We start from the raw sequence: 16,794 nt of genomic DNA on the forward strand, positions 1-16,794 counted from the left end.
GTGTACGGACGCTGCTCGACGACCGCACCGTCGTCGAGTTTCCAGCCCGGGAACCCCAATAGGGGGCGGGGTTTTCCGGCCCCCCCCGCGGCGGTGGGGGGGGCAAGCAGGTACACCCCCGGCGCAACGGGACCCCCCCCCGGCGCGCGCCGGCGCGCCGGGGGCGCGCCCCCCCGGCCCTCTCGTGTACCCGGAGTGACCACACTCACGTCTCCCGCCGTGCGGCGGGCGAGGCCACACTCTTTCCCGGTCGGCGGTAAATTCCGGCGACGCGGATGTGAGGCAAGGCACCCTCTTCGTGAACGGCAGGAAAAGCGCGGGTTGCCACCGATTCCGCCTGTCCTTTGCGATCTCGCGAACGATTGGCTACCGCCATACCGGATCGGTTACGTTGCCCTCGAGCGGATTCGGGAATTGCAATTCATTCGTTGTCGTATTTCGGATTCCGCTCGGTACGGATGCACATGACCGCATTGCGCAGGTCGAAAAGGAAGTCAGGGTTTCTCATGATCTCTCGCAAGACCATCGCCACCGCCGGTGCCACCGCGGCCGCCGCCGCGCTCTTCTTCGGCCCGGCCGCCGTCGCCAACGCCGAGGGCTCTGCCAGCGGTTCCGCTGAGCTCGCCGAGCTGTCCAGCGGCTCGGCCGACGTGCTGAGCGGTTCGTCCGCCGGTTCGAGCGTGCTGGAGTCCGGCAGCTCCGCCGTCGACAGCGCGACCTCGGCCGTGCTCAACATCATCGAGTCCATCACCGGCATCCAGGGTCTCGCCGCACCGGCCGAGTGAGCTGCTGACCTGCCACGTTCGGGGTGGGTCGGAGAATCCGGCGGCGGAACGTTTCCGTCGCCGGATTTCTGTTCTCTTGAATTCTTTTTGCATTTCGATGAATGACGCCGAAGTGATTTCCAGCTATCCGCTGGAAATCTATTTCGCCCTGTCCGCGTCCGCGATCGGTCCCGGCGCCGCAGGCGACGGTGACGGAGACAACCCGGGCCGGGGGCAGACGAGGGTGCGCCGGTCTGACAGTCTGGGATTGTGAATCCGTCAACTGCGCAGGCACGAGTGGTCGTCGACGAGCTCGTGCGCGGCGGGGTCAGCGAAGTGGTGCTGTGCCCCGGATCGCGCAACGCCCCACTGGCCTTCGCGCTGCAGGCGGCGGACGCGGCCGGGCGCCTACGGCTGCACATGCGCATCGACGAGCGGACCGCGGGCTTCCTCGCCGTCGGCCTCGCGGTGTCGTCCGGGCGGCCGGTGCCGGTCGTGATGACCTCGGGTACGGCCGTGGCGAACCTCGGGCCCGCCGTCCTGGAAGCCAACTACGCGCGCGTTCCGCTGATCGTCGTCAGCGCGAACCGGCCCTACGAGATGCTCGGCACCGGAGCCAACCAGACCGTCGAACAGCTCGGGCTGTTCGGTAGCCAGGTTCGCGCCACCATCAGCCTCGGGCTCGCGGAGGCCGAGGCGGGGGAGTCGGCGTATCCGCGGCAGAACAGCGTCTGGCGCTCGTCGGTGTGCCGGGTACTCGCCGCGGCGCGCGGAACCCGCTCCGGCAACGCGGGCCCGGTGCAGTTCGACATCCCCCTGCGGGAACCGCTGGTGCCGGAGCTGTCCGACGATCCGCTGCCCGCGGGCCGGGCCGGTGACCAGCCGTGGACGGCCACCCAGTACGCCACCCTCGACGTGCCGCTCGACATCGACCTGACCCCCGACACCGTGGTCATCTCCGGGCACGGGGCGCGGCTGCTGCCCGAACTCGCCGCGCTGCCCACCGTCGCGGAACCGACCGCGCCGATGCACGGCCCCGCGCTGCATCCGCTGGCGCTGTCGTTACTGAAGCCGTCGCAGGCGATCATCACCGGGCGGCCCACGCTGCACCGGCAGGTCTCGCGGGTCCTCGCCGATCCCGAGGTCACCGTGTACGCGCTCACCACCGGTCCGCGCTGGCCCGATGTGTCCGGCAATGTCGTCGGCACCGGCACGCGCGCGGTGACCACCGGCACGCCCGACCCGGCCTGGCTCGCCCGCTGCGCCGAGCTGGATCGTCAGGCCGACTCGGTGGTGCGTGCCGAACTCGCCGCCCACCCGAAGGCCACCGGCCTGCACGTGGCCGCGGTCGTGATGGACGCGCTGCGCGAGGGTGATCAGCTGCTGCTCGGCGCCTCGAATCCGGTCCGGGACGCCGCGCTGGTCTCGCATCCGCGACCCGGCGTACGGGTGCTGTCCAATCGCGGCGTCGCCGGCATCGACGGCACCGTCTCCGGCGCGGTCGGCGCCGCGCTGGCGCATCCAGGCCGCACCATCGCGCTGATGGGCGACCTCACGTTCCTGCACGACGCGTCCGGCCTGCTGATCGGGCGCGGCGAACCGCGGCCCGGCAATCTCACGATCGTCGTCGCCAACGACGACGGCGGCGGCATCTTCGAGCTGCTCGAACAGGGCGACCCGCAGTACGCGGGCGTCTTCGAGCGCGTCTTCGGCACCCCGCACGGGATGGACCTGGCCGCCCTGTGCGCGGCCTACCGCATCCCGCACCAGCAGGTCGATCCGGGCGAGCTGGCCTTCGAACTCGCCGCCGACGCCCACGGCCTGCGGGTACTCGAGGTCGCCACCGAGCGGTCCAGCCTGCGCGAGCTGCACGCGACGGTGCGGGCCAAGATCGCGGGCTAGGCGCTACTCCTCCTCGGCCTCGGCGAACTCGTCGCCGTCGTCGAGCGGGACCGGGATGGCCTGCTCGAGTACGTCGGCGGGGTCGGCTTCGCGGTCGACGGAGGTCAGCTCGTCGCGGTAGTCGGCGGCATCGGAGAAGGACGGGTCGTCCGGGTCGTCGGCGAGGAAGGCCGACTGCTCCTGCTCGATCCGATCGGCCTCGGGGACCTCGTCCAGCGGTCGGGCGGACTCGTAGTCGATCATCGGTGCTCCTCGGTCGTCGCCTCGCGTGGTCACTGATCGTTACGCCTTCCAGATTGCGCCGAACGCGGCCGCTCGGCAACCGATGAGTTCAGCGCGGGTATGTCGTCTGTACGAATACGGCCGGCCCCGATCCCGCTGAGGAGCGTCCATGGAACCGCAGTTCGACTTCGCCCCCGCTGCCCGCACCCTCACCGGGTTACTCGACGGCATCGCCGATGACCAGCTCGCCGGGCCGACGCCGTGCGGCGATACCACCGTGGGCGGTCTGCTCGCGCACGTCGTCGGGCTCACCGAGGCGTTCCGGCAGGCCGCGACCAAGGAGTCCGTCGGCCGCTCCGCCCAGCCGGACCTCGACAACCCGCTCGATCCCGACTGGCGGACCGTGATCCCGCGGCAGCTCGACGCGTTGACGGCGGCTTGGCGCAGTCCCGACGCGTGGGATGGCGACACCGAGGCGGGCGGCGTCGAGATGCCCGCCGCGGTGATGGCTGTCGTCGCGCTCGACGAGGTCACCATCCACGCCTGGGATCTCGCGGTGGCCACCGGCCAGGAACTCGCCGTCGACCCCACCTACCTGCCGATCCTGCGCGAATTCCTGCGCGACACCGACCCCGACGGCACGCCCGGCCTGTTCGGGCCGGTGGTGACCGTCCCCGCCGACGCCCCCGAATTCGACCAGATCCTCGGCCGTACCGGTCGCGACCCCGGCTGGCGGCCTGCCATCGGCGCCGACCGGCGAGGCTGAGCCGGAACCCACCTAGCGGCACCGGCTACCCGCCGCGGGCCCGCCGGCTCAGCGGACGAACGCGCCGCCGAGGGTCGCCAGGGCGGCGGCCTCGGCGGACTGGTCGGCGGCGGCTTCGTCGATGGGGTCGCCGGAGGCGAGTAATCGGTAGTACAGCGGTGCCGAGACCGCGGACAGGACGGCCCTCGGTTCGGTGCCGGGCGGCGCTTCCCCTCGGGCGACGGCGTTCTCGACGCAGGGCGCCCATTCCGTGAGCCGGGTGTCGTAGAAGCGGTGCAGCGCCGTCGCGGTGATCTCGTCGGTGGTCGCCGCGGCGATGACGGCCCGGAAGAGCCTGCCCTGCCTGGGATCGGCGAGGGTCTTCGCCACCAGGCGCGCGTTGGCGGTCAGGTCGTCGAGCAGGGTTCCGGTGTCGACCCGGGGCAGTGACTGTTCGGCCATGTCGACGAGCAGATCGGCGACCAGGCCCGCGGGGTTCCGCCACCGGCGGTAGACCGTGGTCTTGCCGACGCCCGCGGCGGCGGCCACCGCGGCCAGGTCGAGCTGCGCGAAACCGTGCTCGGCGAGCAGATCACCCGCCACCTGCAGTACCGACTCGCGGACGCGGGCGGTGCGCCCACCTGGGCGAACAGAGCCGGGCCAGGCGATGTCGTGATCCATAACGGAACTCCTGTTTCATTTAGAGCGCATCGGGTGTACTGTCGCTGGTGTTAACGGAACTATAGACCCTTTAGGAGTTCTCATGGAGTACCGGCGACTCGGCGCATCGGGTCTGCACGTTCCCGCACTCGGTTTCGGCGCGGGGACCTTCGGCGGACGCGGCGCGCTGTTCAGCGCCTGGGGCGATACCGACGCGGCACAGGCCAGGCGCCTCGTCGACATCAGTCTCGAGGCCGGGGTCACCCTGTTCGACACCGCGGATGTGTACTCCGACGGTGCCTCGGAAGAGGTGCTCGGCGCGGCCGTCAAGGGCAGGCGCGATCAGGTACTGCTGTCGACCAAGTCGGCGCTGCCCACCGGGCCGGGCCCGCACGAGGCCGGCGCCGGCCGGGCGCGTCTGATCCGCGCGGTCGACGCGTCGTTGCGGCGGCTGGGCACCGACTACCTCGACCTGTTCCAGTTACACGCCTTCGACGCGGGCACCCCGCTGGCCGAAACCCTCACGGCGCTGCACGATCTCGTGCGCGCGGGCAAGATCCGCTACCTCGGAGTCTCCAACTTCGCCGGCTGGGAACTGATGAAGACGCTGGCCACCGCCGAGGAGCTCGGGGTGGAGCGGCCGGTCGCCCACCAGGTCTACTACTCGCTCGTCGGGCGCGACTACGAATACGAGCTGATGCCGCTCGGTACGGATCAGGGTGTCGGCGCGGTGGTCTGGAGCCCGCTCGGCTGGGGCAGGCTCACCGGCAAAGTCCGTCGCGGTCAACCTCTTCCGGCGGGCAGCCGACTGCACGAGACCGCCCAGGCCGGTCCGCCGGTCGACGACGAACGCCTCTACGACATCGTCGACGTGCTCGACCGTATCGCCGCCGAGACCGGTCGCAGCGTCCCGCAGATCGCCCTCAACTGGCTGCTCACCAGGCCCACCATCGCGTCCGTACTGATCGGTGCCCGCAACGAGGAACAGCTGCGCCAGAACCTCGGAGCCGTCGGCTGGCAACTCGACGCCGAGCATCGGGCGGCCCTCGACGCGGCGAGCGCGACGACCCCGCCGTACCCGTACTACCCGTACCACCGCCTGCCGGACTTCGCCCGGCTCAACCCGCCCGCGGTTCGGGCCGCCTGAATCAGTACACGTCGCGCACGTAGCGCTTCTCGGCGACGAGCTGCTTCTTGAAGGCCAGTGCTCCGGCCTCGTCCAGCTTCCCGTGGATCTGGGCGATCCGGAGCAGGGTGTCGTCGACGTCCTTCGCCATGCGAGCCGCGTCGCCGCAGACGTAGAAGTGGGCGCCCTCGCGCAGCCATGCCCACAGCTCGGCGCCGTGCTCGATCATCCTGTGCTGCACGTAGATCCGCTCGCGCTGGTCGCGGGAGAAGGCGAGGTCGAGGCGGGTGAGGAAGCCCGAGCGGAACATGTCCTCCAGCTCGGTCCGGTAGTAGAAGTTCTGGGCGGCGTGCTGGTCGCCGAAGAACAGCCAGTTGCGTCCGGTCGCGCCGACGGCCCGGCGTTCGTGCAGGAACCCACGGAAGGGAGCGATACCGGTGCCGGGACCGACCATGATCATCGGTGTGTTCGGGTCGAGCGGCGGTCGGAAATGCGGTGCGCGCTGCAGGAAGATCGGTACCTCGCTTCCCGCACGGTCTGCCAGGAAGGTCGAGCACACGCCGCCGCGGCGGGCGGTGTCGCCGGTCGGCTCGCCATAGCGGACCACGCCGACGGTCAGCTGCACCTCGTCTGGGTCGGTCAGTGGGCTGGAGGAGATCGAATACTGCCGGGGCTGCAGCTTTTTCAGGGTGCCGAGCCAGTCCACCAGATCGGTGCGCACCGGGAAGTCGCGCAGCACGTCGACGACCTGTCGATCCCAGAGGTAGCCGGCGAGTTCATTGCGGTTGTCGCGGCGCAGCAGCTTGGCCAGCTGCGGATGGGGATTGCGTTCGGCGATGAAGCCGAGCAGATCCTGGCTGACCTTGGTGATGTCGTAGTGCGTGCGCAGTGCCTCGGCCAGGGGTAGGTCGCGGTCGTCGAGCTCGACCACGCGGCGTCCGTCCAAGCCGGTCGCCGCGAGCCACTCCTCGACCAGCTCGGGGCAGTTCTCGGGCAGGATGCCGAGCGAGTCGCCGACCTCGTAGCTGGCCTCGAGATCGCGCAGATCGAACCCGAAGCGGCGCACCTCTTTCGGTGAGCCCGGGGCGCTCAGTACGTCGTTGCGCACGAGTGTCGCCCGGACCGGTGCCTGCCGAGTGAACGGCATCGGGGCGCCACGCTGGACCCGGCCGGGGGACGCCGTGCGGACGCGCTGCAGGACGGTCGCGCCACCCCGCGCCACGCCCGACGTCGCCGAAACCTGGTGCGGTGCGACATTCGAGCGAGCCGCCGGTGTGAGTCGCGGCCGGCCGGGAACGTCTGGTGATACCGGGCCGTGCAGTGTGGCCGAACCGGTGCCGTTGGCCGCTGCGGACGGCGAGGATCCGTGCGGCGTATCCCAGGCCGCCGCGCCGGATACCGACGGCGACGCGGAGGCGCCGTCGGGGATCGCGGAACCGTTCGGCCACGGCGCTTCACCAGGCTCGGGGGCGATTGATCCACTCCCGCCCGACCCGTGCTCGCCCAGCACGGCGAGCACGTCCTCGAGCCACTGGTCGGCGGCATCGGCGAAGTCGGGTTCGCAGTCGACACGGGGGAGCAGGCGCTGGGCGCCGCGCTCGGCGAACAGGCGGTCGAGGGTGCGGCCGTGGCCGCAGAAATCGTCGTAGGACGAGTCGCCGAGCGCGAAGACCGCGTAGCGGACGGCGGGGAAGCGAGCGACGCTGTCGGCCAGGCGGGTGGCGAAGTCGGCGCCGTTGTCGGGCGGCCCGCCGTCGCCGAAGGTGCTGGTGACGAGGAGGACGTCACCGGTGAGGGTGGACAGTTCGCAGGAGTCCATGTCCAGCAGGGACGGGAGGAAGCCGGCGTCGGTCAACCGGGCGGCGACGGTGGCCGCGAGTTCCTCGGCATTGCCGGTCTGGGAGGCCCACAGCACCGTCACCGGTCGCGTGGGCGGTGTCTCCCCGGTGTCCGGCTCGATGCCGGATCCGGTGGCGCGCGAATACATTCCGGCCAGCAGCCCGTCGACCCACAGGCGGGCCTGGGTGGACAGTGGGGCGGTGGCGGGTAGCACCGGCTGGCCGGTCACCGGCAGCGACTGCAGGGCGGCGAGATAGCCACCCAGGTAGATGCGTTCGGATTCCGCGAGCGTGGGGGAGGCGGCCGCGTCCAGGCCGAGGATCCCGGCCAGCGGATGCGGTCCCGCCTCGACGGGCTGCGCTGGCGCCTGTTCGGGCGTGGGCGCGGGCCCGACCCGGCGCAGCGCCACCGCGCAGGCCTTGAACTCCGGTTGCAGCGAGTCCGGATCGACGGCGTCGTTGGTCACGGCATTGATGGTCAGATACTCACCCTGTTCGTCATTCCAGTGGAAGGGAGCGAAGCAATCGCCGGGCCGCACCCGGTCGCTGATCTGGACCGGTAGCACGGCCCGGCCACGGCGGGAGGCGATCTCGAGCTGATCGCCCTGGCGCAGCTCCAGACGCCGCGCGTCCTCGGGGTGCACCTCGACGAACGGCGCGCCGTTGAGCTTGGTCAGCTTGGCGATCTTTCCGGTCTTGGTCATGGTGTGCCACTGATGTTGCAGGCGGCCGGTATTGAGCAGGAACGGATAGTCGTCGTCGGGGAGTTCGGCGGCGGGCAGATGGGGGCGGGCGAAGAACACCGCGCGCCTGCTCGGGGTGGCGAACGCCAGTCGCGGCGTGTGGCCGTCGGTGTCGACGTGCAGCGGCTGGTGGACGCCGTCGTTGAGGTAGCGGATCGGGTTGCGCGGGGTGGCGCTGTCGCGGCACGGCCACTGCATCGGGCCCTCGCGCAGCCGGTCGTAGCTCATGCCGCTGAGGTCGTAGCCCGTCGCGGGATTGGTGAACTGGGTGAGCTCGGCGAAAACCTCGGCGCTGGAGGCGAAGTCGAAGCCGGGAAAGCCCATAGCCGTGGCGACCTGGGCGATCAGCAGCCAGTCCGGGCGCGCGTCGCCGACCGGGTCGACGGACTGCCGCAGCAGTGTGACGTTGCGCTCGGAGTTCACCATCACCGCGTCGGCCTCGGCCCAGAGCGTGGCGGGCAGCAGCAGATCGGCGTAGGCGTTGGTGGCGGTCTCGCCGTAGGCATCCTGGACGACCACCAGCTCGGCGGCCTCCAGCCCCGCGATCACCGTCTTGCGATTGGCCACGGTGGCAACGGGATTGGTGCAGATGATCCACGCGGCCTTGATCGAGCCCTCGGCGAGACCGCGGAACATCTCGATGGTGCCCGGCCCCGACTCGGTGCGCAGGGTATCGGCGGGCAGGTTCCACGCGGTTTCGACGAAGGACCGGTCGGCAGGGGAGAGGAGGCTGCGCTGACCGGGCAGGCCGGGGCCCATGTAGCCCATCTCGCGTCCGCCCATGGCATTGGGCTGGCCGGTCAGCGAGAACGGGCCGCTGCCGGGGCGGCAGATCGCGCCTGTCGCCAGGTGCAGGTTGATCAGCGCGTTGGTGTTCCAGGTGCCGTGGGTGGACTGGTTGAGTCCCATGGTCCACAGCGACATCCACTCGCCCGCCTCGGCGATCATCCGGGCCGCGGCGCGGATGTCGGCCTCGGCCAGCCCGGTGATCCCGGCGACCCGGTCGGGCGGATAGTCGGCGAGGAACGCGGGCATGGCGTCCCAGCCCTCGGTGTGCTCGGCGATGAAGTCGGGGTCGATCGCGTTCTCGGCGACGAGCAGGTGCAGCAGGCCGTTGAGCAGCGCCAGGTCGGTGCCGGGCGCGATCTGCAGGAACAGGTCGGCGCGGGCAGCCGTCTCGGTGCGCCGCGGGTCGACCACGATCAGCTTGGCGCCTGCCTTGAGCCGCTCGGCCATCCGCAGGTGCAGGATCGGGTGGCAGTCGGCCATGTTCGCGCCGGAGACGAAGAACAGGTCGGCGTGCTCGAAGTCGTCGTAGGAGCCGGGCGGGCCGTCGGCGCCGAGCGACTGCTTGTAGCCGGTGCCCGCGCTGGCCATGCACAGTCGCGAGTTGGCCTCGATGTGCTTGGTCCGCAGGTAGCCCTTGGCCAGCTTGGTGGCGAGGTACTGGGCCTCGAGCGACATCTGCCCGGAGACGTAGAGAGCGATCGCGTCGGGTCCGTGCTCGTCGAGGATCGCGCGCAGTCTGGCGGCGGTCTCGTGCACGGCCTCGTCGACCGGCAGCGGTACGGGCACCTGTCCGCGTTCGGGCCGGTGGTAGGCGGTGTCCATCCGGCCGGGGGCGGCCATCATCTCGGCGTGCGTGGCGCCCTTGGTGCACAGCCTGCCCGCGTTCGCCGGGTGCAGCTTGTCCCCGCTGACCTTGGCGATCACCCGAGCGCCAGACTGATCAGTCTCGGTCTGGACGTTGATGCCGCAGCCGACGCCGCAATACGAGCACTGTGTGCGCACAGTGCTTGAGTCGCGGAAGTCGGCTGTCATGCCACCGATCATCCGCACCTGTCGTTGCGCTCGATTTACCGAAGGTTATGTCCAGGTGACAATCGACCTCACACGTCAGAATTTCCGCGGTGAGGCGGGGTGCGGAATATCGGCCCTGATCAGGGCGCATTCCGCGCCGGTGAGCGGCTGGCACCGCCACGCGGGGTGACCGTTCTCACCCCGCCCGCGGCGGCCGGTTCAGCCCAGTTTGTAGCCGCGGTGCAGCGCCACGACGCCGCCGGTGAGGTCGCGCCACTGCACGGAGTCCCATCCGGCGTCGGCGATCCGCCGGGCCAGCCTGCGCTGGTTCGGCCACGCGCGAATCGACTCCGCCAGGTACACATACGCGTCGGGGTTGGAGCTCACCGCCCGCGCCACCTTCGGCAGCGCCTTCATGAGGTACTCCATGTAGACGGTGCGGAAGGGCCCGAACACCGGGGTGGAGAACTCGCAGACCACCACGCGACCGCCCGGCTTGGTGACCCGCAGCATCTCGCGCAGTGCCAGATCGATGTCGGCCACGTTGCGCAGCCCGAACGAAATGGTCACCGCGTCGAAGGAGTTGTCGGCGAAGGGCAGGGCCATGGCATCCCCCGCCACCATCGGCACCTGCCGGAACCGGCCGGCCGAGAGCATGCCCTGGGAGAAGTCGGCCGCCACGCACCAGGCGCCGGATTTGCCGAGTTCGACAGTCGAGACCCCGGTGCCGGCCGCCAGGTCGAGGACCCGCTCGCCGGGGCGCAAGCCGAGCGCGCGTCGCGTCGCCCACCGCCAGTACCGATCCTGACCACCGGAGATGACCGTATTGGTGAGGTCGTAGCGCTTCGCCACACCGTCGAACATCGACGCGACCTCGTGGGGTTGCTTGTCCAGCGAAGCCCGAATCGGTTCACGCTGCTCTGTTGTCGCCACGAATCGAGCTTATCCGTCGGTGGGCGTGGCCCTCTAGGCTGAGCGCCGCAACCGGTCGCGCATGCCGGTGACGTCGGCGTAGTGCGTCATCAGCTCGGTGCAGATCGCGGGCCAGGTGCGGTGCAGCACCGACTTGCGGGCCGCCGCCGCGAACCGTGCCCGCTGACCGGAATCGCGCAGCGCCGAGACCGCGCTCGGCAGCAACTCGGCGAACCGGTCGACGGGCAGCAGATAGCCGTTGCGGCAGTGCGCGATCAGATCACGCGGGCCGCCCGCGTCGGGTCCGATCACCGGCACACCCGAGGACAGCGCCTCCTGCACGCCCTGGCAGAACGTCTCGTGCTCGCCGGGATGCACCATCACGTCCAGGCTCGCGTAGTGCGTGGCCAGCTCGCTGCCGCCCAGCTCGCCGGTGAACACCGCGTCGGGCATCAGCCTGCTCAGCCGCGCCCGTTCCGGCCCGTCGCCCACCACGACGAGCTGGATCGACGGGTCACCGGCCAGGGCGGCCAGCCGGTCGACGTGCTTCTCCGGCGCGAGCCTGCCCACGAAACCGACGACCAGCTTGTCGCCGGAACCCAGCCAGCTCGCGCGCAGCTCGTCGCTGCGGGCCGCGGGGTTGAACCGCTCGATGTCGACGCCGCGCCCCCAGCGGTGCACGCGCGGGATGCCGTGGTCGGCCAGGTCCTGCGCGGCCGCCGAGGACGGTGCGAGGGTGCGGGTCGCGCCCTCGTGGATGCGGCGGGTCCAGGCCCACGCCGCCCGGGTGGCAAGCCCGAGCCCGTAGCTCTTGGCGAATCCGGCCACATCGGTCTGGTAGACCGCGATCGAGGGCAGGTCGAGCCGGGTGGCGGCGGCCAAACCGCCCGCGCCGAGCAGGAACGGCGAGGCCAGGTGCACCACATCGGGATCGAAGGCGGCGATCGCCGCGGTGATCCCCGGCTGGGGCAGCCCCACCGGCAGCGAACTGACCTTGGGCACCATCATCGCGGGGACCCGGTGCACCGGGAATCTGCCGTGGAAGCGCGGGGCCGGTGGCACACCGCGCAGGGTGTCGGGCGCCACGATCATCGCGTCGTGCCCGTGCTGATCCAGGTGATCCAGCACCCGCAGCACGGAGTTGACGACGCCGTTCATGTTCGGCAGAAAGGACTCCGCCACGATGGCTACGCGCACGATTCCAGGGTGACCGCCACACCGCGCGACACCCCCACACCGACGTGAAGCCGGGACGAACAGCAGGAGAAGTTACGCCTCGCGCTGCTTGCGCCGGATCAGCCACAGCACCGGCAGGGCCAACGCCCAGGTCACGACGATCACCGAGGCCGCGGGGATGATCGCCACCTGTGCGTCGCGCCCGGCGACCCGGACCAGATCGGGATCGCGGGTGCTGTATTCCACGTTGATCCGCTGACCGGCGGTCAGATTGGTCGGGTACAGGATGCCGACCTTCGGGTTGTGGGTCACCCCGTCGGGCGTCACGTACATGACGGCCGAGCGCAGCCGCCCCGCCGAGAGCACCTCACCGGAGGTGACGCCGCGATGCTGCTCGATCTCGTAGTCGTTGCGCCAGGCCGCGAGCACCAGCAACACCATCAGCACGCTGATCACGGTGGCGATGCCGAGCACCGACGTGCGCGCCCGTCGCAGGCGCTTGGATCGCCGATCCGACAGGCTCACTTCCGACACCCGGCACACAGTACCGTTGCGCGCATGTCCCGAAAATTCAGCTTCACCGTGCCCTACACCGTCCCGGTCGAAGATCTTCACCGGGCACTCGTCGACGATGCGGTCTGGCAGGAACGCTTCGCCGGCGCCGAGACCGCGACCCTCGAGCTCTCCCATCCCGACGGGCCGGGTTCGATTCGTCTCCATATGACCGAAAAGCCCGGCCAGGACAAGGTTCCCGGCCTGGTGCGCAAGGTGCTCAAGAGCGATCTGGTGCTGTCGCGCACCGACAATTGGCAGCCGCTGACCGGTGAGGTCGCCAAGGGCAGCTTCACCGGCCACACCGGCGGCATCAATACCGAGATGTCGGGCACCTATGAACTGCGCCCGACCGCCGAGGGCAGCGAGATCGAGGTCGTCGGCACCGTCACCGTGAAGGTGCCGCTGGTCGGCGGAGCGATCGAGCCACTCGCCGAGCAGTTGCATCAGCGCGTGCTCAACAGTGAGCGCAAGTTCATCGAAGGCTGGTTCGCCAAGCTGTGATCGTCGACGGTGCCGCCGGGTCCTGGCGGCACCGTCTCACGCGCGGGGCTCGACCAGGACAAGCCAGTTGCCGGAGTTGTCGCGGATGACGGCCTCGGTGCCGTACGGGCGCTCGGACGGCGGCTGGATGAACTCGACACCCTTCGCGGTGAGCTCTTCGTAGCTCTTCTGGCAATCGGCGGTCCGCAGCCCGAGGGCGCCAGTGGGTGCCGGAGGCCAGCGAGCGGCGGACGGCGTCGGCCATGTCGTCGGTCAGCGGCGGTCCCGGCACCATCAGGGTGACCTCGAGCTCGCGATGACTGCCGGTCGATCAGGTCACGGGCCGTGCGCAGATGCGGCAGCTTTGCCGGCACCGGACGGCGGGCCGGGCCGCTCACGACGGCACCTCAGCTGAACGGTGGTCGGTCGTCGCCGCGCAGCGAGGCCCGGCCCGCCGTGCGCCAGGCGCGGGCGGTGAAATCCAGATCCTCGTCGGTGACCAGGTTGCCCATGACGCGAACCGCGGTGCGCTGCAGGTACTTCGACCGCATCACCGGCGGGCCGCCGAGCGGCACCATCTTCGGGTGGGTGGCCAGCCCGGCGATGCGGCGCGCCACCGAGAACGTGCGCCCGTACCGCGCGCGCAGCAGCTCCGGCCACACCCGACTCAGGTCCGGTTCGTCGAGCAGTCCGGACAGCATGTGCCCGCCCTCGAGCCCGTAGTCGATGCCCTCGCCGTTGAGCGGGTTCACGCACCCCGCGGCATCGCCGACCAGCACCCAGTTCGGTCCGGCCACGCCGGAGACCGCGCCGCCCATCGGCAGCAGCGCCGAGGCCACCGCGCGCAGTTCGCCCTCCAGCTGCCATTCCTCGCGGCGCAGCTTGGTGTAGTGCTCGAGCAGTGGCTTGAGCGCGATATGCGAGGGGCGCGCCTCGGTCGCCAGTGAACCGACGCCGATGTTCACCTCGCCGTTGCCGAGCGGGAAGATCCAGCCGTAACCGGGTACCAGGGCGTCCTCGGCGTTGCGCAGTTCCAGGTGCGAGGAGATCCACTGGTCGTCGCTGCGTCCGGACTTGATGTAGGCGCGTGCGGCCGTGCCGTAGGCGTAGCGGCGGTGCCAGGTACGGCCGAGCTGCTTGCCGACGGGCGAGCGCACGCCGTCGGCCACCACGAGCACCCGGCAGCGGACCGTGTGCGTCTCCGCGCCGACGCGCACCGACACGCCGGTGACCCGCTCGCCTTCGCGCAGCACCTCGGTGACCTTGGCACCGTCGACCATCCGCGCACCGGATTTCACCGCGGTCTCGCGCAGCTTGTCGTCGAGTTCGGTTCGGGGGACGGCGCTTCCGTAGGTCGGGAACGACCCGCCGGGCCAGGGGAGCAGCGCCTCGCGCCCGAAGCCGGCCATCCGCAGGCCGTGGTTCACGGTGTGCGCACGCAGCCATTCACCGAGGCCGAGATTCTCCAGCTCGGCGGTGGCGCGCGGGGTGAGCCCGTCACCACAGGTCTTGTCGCGCGGGAACACGGCGGAATCGAGCAGCAGCACATCGCGTCCGGCCCGCGCGGCCCAGGCCGCCGACGCCGAACCGGCGGGCCCGGCCCCGACGACCAGCACCTCGACGGCGGTGGGCAGGACGGCTCGTGCTGCGGGGGCGGAATCCGGTGAACCCATGGCTCAATACTGGCACCCCCGGCCGCTGTGCGAGAGTGTCGGGTACACCGGGAATAGTCACTGTGTGACCGTGTTCATCGGCCCTGGCGCCGGAACACGCTAGGTTGCTACCCGTCGGGGTCGGACGCATCGCTGGGAGAAGATAATGAGCACATCGGCTGTGAGCGACGAGAGCACCGTGGTCGCCGGGGTGGACCTCGTCGATCCCGAACTCGCCGCCACCGTGCGCGACGGCCTGGCCGCGGTCGAGCAGCTGCTCGTCGACGAACTCTCCGACGGCGAGGAATTCCTGCAGGAGGCGGCGCTGCACCTGGCCCGCGCGGGCGGCAAACGTTTCCGGCCACTGTTCACCGTGCTGACCGGGCAGCTCGGTCCCAATCCCACCGATCCCGCGCTGGTCACGGCGGGCACCGTGGTGGAACTGGTGCACCTGGCCACCCTGTACCACGACGACGTCATGGACGAGGCCACCCAGCGCCGCGGCGCGGAGAGCGTCAACTCGCGCTGGGGCAACAACATCGCCATCCTGGCGGGCGACTACCTGTTCGCCCACGCCTCCCGGCTCACCTCGACCCTCGGGCCCGACGCGGTCCGCATCATCGCCGAGACCTTCGCCGAGCTGGTCACCGGGCAGATGCGGGAAACCATGGGCGCCAAGCAGTCCCAGGATCCGGTGGAGCACTACCTGCGTGTGGTCTGGGAGAAGACGGGCTCGCTGATCGCGGCGGCAGGTCGGTTCGGCGGCACCTTCTCCGGCGGGGGTTCCGAGCACGTCGAGCGGCTGGCGCGCCTCGGTGACGCGGTGGGCACCGCCTTCCAGATCTCCGACGACATCATCGACATCTCGTCCTCGGCCGAACAGTCCGGCAAGACCCCGGGCACCGACCTGCGCGAGGGTGTGCACACCCTGCCGGTCCTCTACGCCCTGCGCGAGTCCGGCGCCGACGGCGACCGCCTGCGCACTCTCCTGGCGAACCCGCTGGAAGCCGACGCCGAGGTGGAGGAGGCGCTGGAGCTGCTGCGCCGTTCCCCCGGCATGGCCAAGGCCAAGGAGAAGCTGCAGGAATACGCCGACCTGGCCGACGCCGAACTGGCGGCCCTGCCCGCGGGACCGGCCAACGACGCCCTCACCCGCCTGGTCAGATACACCATCGAACGGGTCGGCTGACCAGGAACTATTGCCGGGTCAGGCACGTTTTCTCAACATGCCCAATGGGATCAAGACATTCGGATTGATGGTCGGGCTGTCGGCGTTGATCGTCGCCATCGGGGCGATGTTCCGCAGCCCGACCATCCTCGTCATCTCGATCGTGCTGGCCGTCGGGATGAACGCCTACGCCTACTTCAACAGCGACAAGCTGGCGTTGAAGGCGATGCACGCGCAACCTGTCAGCGAGCTCGAGGCGCCGGTCATCTACCGGATCGTGCGGGAGCTCGCGACCACGGCCCGGCAGCCGATGCCGCGGCTCTACATCAGCCCGACCAACGCGCCGAACGCGTTCGCGACCGGTCGCAATCCCCGGCACGCGGCCGTCTGCTGTACCAGTGGCATCCTGCAGTTGCTCGACGAGCGCGAGTTGCGCGCGGTCCTGGGCCACGAGCTCTCGCACGTCTACAACCGCGACATCCTGATCTCGTCGGTGGCGGGCGCGATGGCCTCGATCATCACCGGCCTGGCCAACATGGCCTTTTTCGCGAGTTCGTTCGGCAGCAGGGACGGCAACGGTCCGAACGTCATCGGGGTGCTGCTGGTCTCGCTGCTCGGCCCGATCGCGGCGGGCCTGATCAAGATGGCGGTCTCGCGCTCGCGGGAGTACCAGGCCGATCAGTCCGGCGCCGAACTCACCGGCGACCCGTTGGCGCTGGCCTCGGCGCTGCGCAAGATCGAGCGCGGGGTGCAGGTGGCCCCGCTGCCGCCGGACCCCAAGCTCACCAGCGAATCGCATCTGATGATCGCCAACCCGTTCCGCGCGGGCGACCGCATCGCCCGCTGGTACTCCACGCACCCGCCGATGGAAGAACGCATCCGGCGCTTGGAGGAGATGGCCGGTGGCACACACCGTCACTGACGGCACCACCACGTTTTCGGCCGCCGCGGCCGCCCCCCCCGCGGCCGCGCGCCCCCCGCGGGGCGGAGGCGGGGGGGGGGGGGGGGTGGGGGGGGGGCAAACCCCCCGGCCCCCCCCCCGGGTGGGGTT

General features: G+C 70.4%; 14 protein-coding genes and 1 pseudogene. 7 read left to right on the plus strand and 8 right to left on the minus strand.

What is annotated here, in order from left to right; translation table 11 throughout:
* The first annotated feature begins 506 nt into the window (after nt 1–506).
* Nucleotides 507–785, plus strand: coding sequence for a hypothetical protein (locus tag QH270_RS15985; protein ID WP_110039225.1), 279 nt, complete (start codon nt 507–509; stop codon nt 783–785).
* A 249-nt stretch (nt 786–1,034) separates the two neighbouring features.
* A complete protein-coding gene (gene menD / locus QH270_RS15990; RefSeq protein WP_280342760.1) occupies nt 1,035–2,666 on the plus strand; it encodes a 2-succinyl-5-enolpyruvyl-6-hydroxy-3-cyclohexene-1-carboxylic-acid synthase in 1,632 nt (543 codons plus the stop codon).
* A 3-nt stretch (nt 2,667–2,669) separates the two neighbouring features.
* On the opposite strand, the gene QH270_RS15995 is transcribed toward menD, so the two are convergent.
* Nucleotides 2,670–2,909: a hypothetical protein gene (locus QH270_RS15995; protein WP_280342766.1), complete on the minus strand. Its 240-nt coding sequence runs from the start codon at nt 2,907–2,909 to the stop codon at nt 2,670–2,672.
* A gap of 148 nt (nt 2,910–3,057) precedes the next feature.
* On the opposite strand from QH270_RS15995, the gene QH270_RS16000 reads away from it, so the two are divergent.
* Nucleotides 3,058–3,654, plus strand: a complete 597-nt coding sequence (locus QH270_RS16000; RefSeq protein ID WP_280342769.1) for a TIGR03086 family metal-binding protein — start codon at nt 3,058–3,060, stop codon at nt 3,652–3,654.
* Nucleotides 3,655–3,702: 48 nt separating this feature from the next.
* Here the strand turns inward: QH270_RS16000 and QH270_RS16005 are convergent, their stop codons facing one another.
* Nucleotides 3,703–4,314, minus strand: coding sequence for a TetR-like C-terminal domain-containing protein (locus QH270_RS16005; protein ID WP_280342772.1), 612 nt, complete (start codon nt 4,312–4,314; stop codon nt 3,703–3,705).
* 82 nt (nt 4,315–4,396) lie between these two features.
* Between QH270_RS16005 and QH270_RS16010 the strand changes: the two genes are divergently transcribed.
* A complete protein-coding gene (locus tag QH270_RS16010) occupies nt 4,397–5,440 on the plus strand; it encodes an aldo/keto reductase (RefSeq protein ID WP_280342776.1) in 1,044 nt (347 codons plus the stop codon).
* Nucleotide 5,441: 1 nt separating this feature from the next.
* Here the strand turns inward: QH270_RS16010 and QH270_RS16015 are convergent, their stop codons facing one another.
* From QH270_RS16015 to QH270_RS16030, 4 genes are all read right to left on the minus strand, one after another.
* Entirely contained in the window at nt 5,442–9,833 is a 4,392-nt protein-coding gene (locus QH270_RS16015; RefSeq protein ID WP_280342778.1) for a bifunctional nitrate reductase/sulfite reductase flavoprotein subunit alpha, read from the minus strand.
* A 186-nt stretch (nt 9,834–10,019) separates the two neighbouring features.
* Nucleotides 10,020–10,733: a demethylmenaquinone methyltransferase gene (locus QH270_RS16020; RefSeq protein ID WP_280342781.1), complete on the minus strand. Its 714-nt coding sequence runs from the start codon at nt 10,731–10,733 to the stop codon at nt 10,020–10,022.
* A 33-nt stretch (nt 10,734–10,766) separates the two neighbouring features.
* Nucleotides 10,767–11,909 (minus strand): glycosyltransferase family 4 protein, encoded by a 1,143-nt coding sequence (locus QH270_RS16025; protein WP_280342784.1) that lies wholly within the window; start codon nt 11,907–11,909, stop codon nt 10,767–10,769.
* A gap of 72 nt (nt 11,910–11,981) precedes the next feature.
* Nucleotides 11,982–12,422 carry a DUF3592 domain-containing protein gene (locus tag QH270_RS16030; protein WP_280300430.1) on the minus strand — a complete coding sequence of 147 codons (441 nt, stop codon included), beginning with the start codon at nt 12,420–12,422 and terminating at the stop codon, nt 11,982–11,984.
* A 24-nt stretch (nt 12,423–12,446) separates the two neighbouring features.
* Between QH270_RS16030 and QH270_RS16035 the strand changes: the two genes are divergently transcribed.
* Nucleotides 12,447–12,944: a DUF2505 domain-containing protein gene (locus QH270_RS16035; protein WP_280342787.1), complete on the plus strand. Its 498-nt coding sequence runs from the start codon at nt 12,447–12,449 to the stop codon at nt 12,942–12,944.
* Between the two features lie 36 nt (nt 12,945–12,980).
* On the opposite strand, the pseudogene QH270_RS16040 reads toward QH270_RS16035, so the two are convergent.
* Together QH270_RS16040 and QH270_RS16045 are read right to left on the minus strand one after the other, a co-directional pair.
* Nucleotides 12,981–13,242: pseudogene (locus QH270_RS16040) on the minus strand (VOC family protein); the annotation flags it as partial.
* A gap of 88 nt (nt 13,243–13,330) precedes the next feature.
* Complete coding sequence (locus tag QH270_RS16045) at nt 13,331–14,596, minus strand: geranylgeranyl reductase family protein (RefSeq protein ID WP_280342789.1); 1,266 nt, start codon at nt 14,594–14,596, stop codon at nt 13,331–13,333.
* Nucleotides 14,597–14,741: 145 nt separating this feature from the next.
* Here QH270_RS16045 and QH270_RS16050 point away from each other — a divergent pair, with 145 nt between their 5' ends.
* Both QH270_RS16050 and htpX read left to right on the plus strand, forming a co-directional pair.
* A complete protein-coding gene (locus tag QH270_RS16050; protein WP_280342791.1) occupies nt 14,742–15,764 on the plus strand; it encodes a polyprenyl synthetase family protein in 1,023 nt (340 codons plus the stop codon).
* Between the two features lie 37 nt (nt 15,765–15,801).
* Nucleotides 15,802–16,665 carry a zinc metalloprotease HtpX gene (gene htpX / locus QH270_RS16055; protein WP_280342793.1) on the plus strand — a complete coding sequence of 288 codons (864 nt, stop codon included), beginning with the start codon at nt 15,802–15,804 and terminating at the stop codon, nt 16,663–16,665.
* The last annotated feature ends 129 nt before the right edge of the window (nt 16,666–16,794 follow it).

It is taken from the genome of Nocardia neocaledoniensis, assembly GCF_029868625.1.
GTDB lineage: Bacteria > Actinomycetota > Actinomycetes > Mycobacteriales > Mycobacteriaceae > Nocardia > Nocardia neocaledoniensis_A.

Bases quoted from the DNA above. Each gene is read 5' to 3' on its own strand.
- QH270_RS15985 (WP_110039225.1), top strand. From the start codon at position 507: ATGATCTCTCGCAAGACCATCGCCACCGCCGGTGCCACCGCGGCCGCC.
- QH270_RS15995 (WP_280342766.1), bottom strand. From the start codon at position 2,909: ATGATCGACTACGAGTCCGCCCGACCGCTGGACGAGGTCCCCGAGGCC.
- QH270_RS16000 (WP_280342769.1), top strand. From the start codon at position 3,058: ATGGAACCGCAGTTCGACTTCGCCCCCGCTGCCCGCACCCTCACCGGG.
- QH270_RS16005 (WP_280342772.1), bottom strand. From the start codon at position 4,314: ATGGATCACGACATCGCCTGGCCCGGCTCTGTTCGCCCAGGTGGGCGC.
- QH270_RS16010 (WP_280342776.1), top strand. From the start codon at position 4,397: ATGGAGTACCGGCGACTCGGCGCATCGGGTCTGCACGTTCCCGCACTC.
- QH270_RS16015 (WP_280342778.1), bottom strand. From the start codon at position 9,833: ATGATCGGTGGCATGACAGCCGACTTCCGCGACTCAAGCACTGTGCGC.
- QH270_RS16035 (WP_280342787.1), top strand. From the start codon at position 12,447: ATGTCCCGAAAATTCAGCTTCACCGTGCCCTACACCGTCCCGGTCGAA.
- QH270_RS16045 (WP_280342789.1), bottom strand. From the start codon at position 14,596: ATGGGTTCACCGGATTCCGCCCCCGCAGCACGAGCCGTCCTGCCCACC.
- QH270_RS16050 (WP_280342791.1), top strand. From the start codon at position 14,742: ATGAGCACATCGGCTGTGAGCGACGAGAGCACCGTGGTCGCCGGGGTG.
- htpX (WP_280342793.1), top strand. From the start codon at position 15,802: ATGCCCAATGGGATCAAGACATTCGGATTGATGGTCGGGCTGTCGGCG.